The organism is Proteus sp. G2675, from assembly GCF_963886535.1.
GTDB classification, from domain to species: Bacteria; Pseudomonadota; Gammaproteobacteria; order Enterobacterales; family Enterobacteriaceae; genus Proteus; species Proteus mirabilis.
Genome location: NZ_CAWPCB010000019.1, coordinates 1 through 4,377 on the forward strand (window position 1 = coordinate 1; position 4,377 = coordinate 4,377).

Sequence of the window (4,377 nt, forward strand, 5' to 3'; positions counted from 1 at the left end):
GAAGTGAAACGCCGTAGCGCCGATGGTAGTGTGGGGTCTCCCCATGTGAGAGTAGGGAACTGCTAAGCATTAAATAAGACGAGAAAGCCAACCCAATGGGTTGGCTTTTTTGCATTTGTTTTTCTTTATTCTTAATAATCATCATACCTAGAATAATATAGGTATCTTTTTAACTTACTCTTATTACCTACCAACAGCTCACTCGCGCTATCCTCACAGCAGGTTGACTGCTAAACTAAGCTATCAGCTAAATGAGGTCGACTTTCATGAATGAACCTATTTCATTGCAATCATTTAATACATTTGGTTTGAAAGCCAATGCTCGTCATATAGAAACGGCAAAGAATACAGATGAACTCTGTCGGTACTGGCAAAATGCTCAAGACCAAAAACTGCCTATTCTTATTTTAGGCGGAGGGAGTAATGTTTTATTCATTGAAGATTTTAACGGTACGGTGATTAGAAACTGTATTTCTGGCATTGAAATTACAGAAGATGAGCAACAATGGCATATTCATGTTGGGGCAGGTGAAAATTGGCATAACCTTATAAAGAGCTTAATTGAAAAGCATATTTATGGGTTAGAAAATCTCGCTTTAATCCCTGGTAATGTTGGGTCTGCTCCCATACAAAATATTGGTGCTTATGGTAAAGAATTAAAAGACGTTTGCGCCTATGTTGATATTGTTGAGTTAAGCACTGGTAAAGTCACGCGTTTAACAAATGAAGAGTGCCAATTTGGCTATCGCGACAGTATTTTTAAACATCACTATCAGCAAGGTTATGCAATTATTGCGGTTGGTTTAGTGCTGAATAAACATTGGGAACCTATTTTGACCTATGGTGATTTAGCTAAATTATCACCAGAAACAGTCACACCACAGATAGTATTCGAATCTGTATGCGGTATGAGGACAAGTAAATTGCCGGATCCTGCTCTTACAGGTAATGCGGGTAGTTTTTTTAAAAATCCTATTGTTGATATAAAACTTGCACAACGCTTAAAAAGTAAATATCCATTTTGCCCTCAATATGTACAACATAATGGTGTAAAACTTGCTGCAGGCTGGCTTATTGATCAATGTGGTTTGAAAGGTTATCAGAGCGGTGGCGCTGCTGTGCATACAAAACAGGCATTGGTATTAATTAATAAAGAAGGCAAGGCAAGTGGGCGCGATATTGTTAATTTAGCAAGTTATATTCGCCAAAAGGTATTTGAACGTTTTGGAGTGCAATTAGAGCCGGAAGTGCGTTTTATTGGACGGCATGGCGAGATTAACGCGGTGGATGCTATTTCATGAAAGAGACATCAACTCCTCTATTACTCATCGATATCCTTGCTGATGGTGAGATCCATTCAGGAGAACAATTAGGCGAAAGTTTGGGGATGACACGGGCAGGGATTAATAAGCATATCAAGACATTGCGTAGCTGGGGTATCGACATTCATACAGTGGCAGGTCAGGGTTATCAGTTAGATGCACCGATGAACCTGTTAAACAGTGAACGTGTCAATCGTGGCATTCAAGGTGCACCAGCTCGTGTGATACCGGTTATTGATTCAACTAACCAGTATATGATACAGCGTATTAGTGAATTAACCTCCGGTGATGTTTGTATTGCTGAATATCAATCTGCAGGGCGTGGGCGTAGAGGGCGGCAATGGATCTCTCCTTTTGGTCGTAATCTATATCTCAGTATGTATTGGAAATTGGATCAAGGGCCTGCTGCAGCAATCGGGCTAAGTTTAGTTGTTGGTGTGATCCTTGCTGAAGTTTTACAGCAATTTGGTGCGAATGGTGTCAAAGTTAAATGGCCAAACGATCTTTACTTAAATGATAAAAAATTATCTGGGATCTTGGTTGAATTAACGGGAAAAACAGGTGATGTTGCGCATATTGTTACTGGCATTGGTATTAATATCGCCATGAGTAACAATCAAAAAGATGCAATAAACCAACAATGGATTAATTTAGAGCAGGTAGGGATAAAAATAGATAGGAATCAGTTGGCTTGTGAAATCACTAATGCGCTAAGAAAAGCATTTGTACAATTTGAAAAACAGGGGTTATCTGCTTTTATTGAACGTTGGAAAAGTTTAGATAATTTTATTGATAGGCGTGTTAAATTAATTATTGGTGACAAAGAGATCTTTGGTATCGCTAAAGGTATTAATGAGCAAGGGGCGTTACTTTTAGAACAAAACAATAAAATAGTACCCTATATTGGTGGTGAGATATCGCTACGAAGTGCACCATAATTGGTTTATTTTGCTACAATTTTCATATTAAAATATGCTCTCTAAAATAGGTAAAGAGAGCATATTTAAATTTAATCCGCCTATTTATAGGGTGAGAATTGATAATTTATCTATTCTCTAAATAGGTAAGATTTATTTACGTAATCTAACGCTTTTAACCGAATGGTTATCACCTTTAGTCATAATCAAGCTGGCTCTTTCACGGGTTGGTAAAATATTTTGCTTTAGGTTTAAGCCATTAATTTCTTGCCAAATGGAAGACGCGATCTCAATAGATTCTTCGCGACTCAGCTTGGAATAATTATTGAAATAGGATTCGGGATCGGTAAATGCCCCTTCACGGAATTTTAAAAATCGGCTGATATACCAGTGTTTCAATAATGCTTCATCTGCATCAACATAAATGGAAAAGTCGACATAATCTGATACAAAAACATTATGTGGATCATGAGGGTAGTCTTGATTACTCTGTAATACATTGAGTCCTTCAAGGATCAAAATATCGGGTTGCTCAATGACCTGTTTTTTGTCTGGAATAATGTCATACACTAAATGAGAATAGACAGGTGCAGTCACTTGCTTTTTGCCCGATTTAATATCAGAGACAAAAGAGACAAGACTATGCATATCATAGGATTCAGGAAACCCTTTTTTCTTCATTATTCCGCGTTTTTTTAATTCCGCATTAGGTAATAAAAATCCATCAGTGGTAATCAAATCCACTTTCCGATGTTCAGGCCAACGAGTTAGCAAAGCTTGAAGTAAACGGGCAGTCGTACTTTTACCCACCGCTACGCTACCCGCTATACCAATGATATAAGGAATTTTGGCGTTATTTGTGCCTAGAAACTGTTCTAAGACAGCCTGACGACGTAAATTTGAACTGATATAGAAATTTAACAACCTTGATAATGGAAGATAAATTTCAATGACATCATCAATTGAGATTTCTTCATTAATGCCTTTAAGGTCGGCAATTTCTGTTTCTGTTAATGTTAAGGGGACCGAATTCCTTAACGTAGCCCACTGCTTTCTATCAAATTCTAAATAAGGGGTTGTAAAGCGTTCTTTGTTATTCATAAGCCAACATCTGCCTAGTATTCGCAGGTTGGACAGGCTGTTTAAAACACCCGTATCCGATAAAAAATAAACAGCATCATAACGAGTGATGTGGCAGAGGCGTAGAGATTTTTTACTTTTTTTCTGCTTTTTTTGACGCGAACTGAATAAATTTGTAAAAAAAGTACAAAAAATAGTCATAAAAAATAAAAATAAGCGTAGAATAAAAGCGTAAAAATAATTCTTTTAGGTGAATTTTACTGTTTAGTGATAAATCTAGGATTGCAGAGAGAATATTGCGTTGGATTTTCTTTGATTTTTTTGCTGTCATTTTGGTCGTTTTTTTCCTAAAAAATCAACAATACATACAAAAATGAACAAAATCTAAGCAAAAGAACAAATATCGCAATTTTTTTGTTGCATCATGGCGAAAGTCCTCCTAGAATGCGCACCACTTAGCCGGCATAGCTCAGTTGGTAGAGCAACTGACTTGTAATCAGTAGGTCCCGAGTTCGACTCTTGGTGCCGGCACCATTTAAAATTTAGATTTGGTGGGATACCCAAGCGGCCAAAGGGAGCAGACTGTAAATCTGCCGTCACAGACTTCGAAGGTTCGAATCCTTCTCCCACCACCATTAATTCCTTACTTAAGTGTTTTCAAACCGTGAACACTTGAGTAGAATACAAAGCTGATTTTAAGTCAGGTAGCCGAGTTCTGCGGGCATCGTATAATGGCTATTACCTCAGCCTTCCAAGCTGATGATGCGGGTTCGATTCCCGCTGCCCGCTCCAGATGTGCTGATATAGCTCAGTTGGTAGAGCGCACCCTTGGTAAGGGTGAGGTCGGCAGTTCGAATCTGCCTATCAGCACCACTCCCCAATGTTCTTGCCTTCCTGATTAAAAATCTTAACAAGCATAGCTAATCGCTAGTTTAATTACTGCTTGGTTGATGTGGTGTAACCACCGATTCCGTGTCTTAGAGGGACAATTTAAATGTCTAAAGAAAAATTTGAACGTTCAAAACCGCACGTTAACGTTGGTACTATCGGCCACGTTG

Annotated in this window: 3 protein-coding genes, 4 tRNA genes and 1 pseudogene; 7 read left to right on the forward strand and 1 reads right to left on the reverse strand. The window is 38.3% G+C overall.

What is annotated here, in order from left to right; genetic code table 11:
- Positions 1-266 precede the first annotated feature (266 nt).
- Both murB and birA read left to right on the forward strand, forming a co-directional pair.
- A complete protein-coding gene (gene murB / locus AACQ49_RS04960) occupies positions 267-1,301 on the forward strand; it encodes a UDP-N-acetylmuramate dehydrogenase (protein ID WP_004246973.1) in 1,035 nt (344 codons plus the stop codon).
- On the forward strand, positions 1,298-2,260 hold the full coding sequence (gene birA / locus AACQ49_RS04965) for a bifunctional biotin--[acetyl-CoA-carboxylase] ligase/biotin operon repressor BirA (RefSeq protein WP_017628848.1): 963 nt from the start codon (positions 1,298-1,300) through the stop codon (positions 2,258-2,260). Before murB ends, birA begins: the two co-directional genes overlap by 4 nt.
- A gap of 132 nt (positions 2,261-2,392) precedes the next feature.
- On the opposite strand, the gene coaA is transcribed toward birA, so the two are convergent.
- Positions 2,393-3,340 (reverse strand): type I pantothenate kinase, encoded by a 948-nt coding sequence (gene coaA / locus AACQ49_RS04970; protein WP_004246971.1) that lies wholly within the window; start codon positions 3,338-3,340, stop codon positions 2,393-2,395.
- 437 nt (positions 3,341-3,777) lie between these two features.
- Here coaA and AACQ49_RS04975 point away from each other — a divergent pair.
- From AACQ49_RS04975 to AACQ49_RS04995, 5 genes and pseudogenes are all read left to right on the forward strand, one after another.
- A tRNA-Thr gene (locus AACQ49_RS04975) sits at positions 3,778-3,853 on the forward strand.
- 16 nt (positions 3,854-3,869) lie between these two features.
- Positions 3,870-3,954, forward strand: a tRNA-Tyr gene (locus AACQ49_RS04980).
- Positions 3,955-4,036: 82 nt separating this feature from the next.
- Positions 4,037-4,111, forward strand: a tRNA-Gly gene (locus tag AACQ49_RS04985).
- A 5-nt stretch (positions 4,112-4,116) separates the two neighbouring features.
- Positions 4,117-4,192, forward strand: a tRNA-Thr gene (locus AACQ49_RS04990).
- A 121-nt stretch (positions 4,193-4,313) separates the two neighbouring features.
- A pseudogene (locus AACQ49_RS04995) lies at positions 4,314-4,377 on the forward strand (GTP-binding protein); the annotation flags it as partial.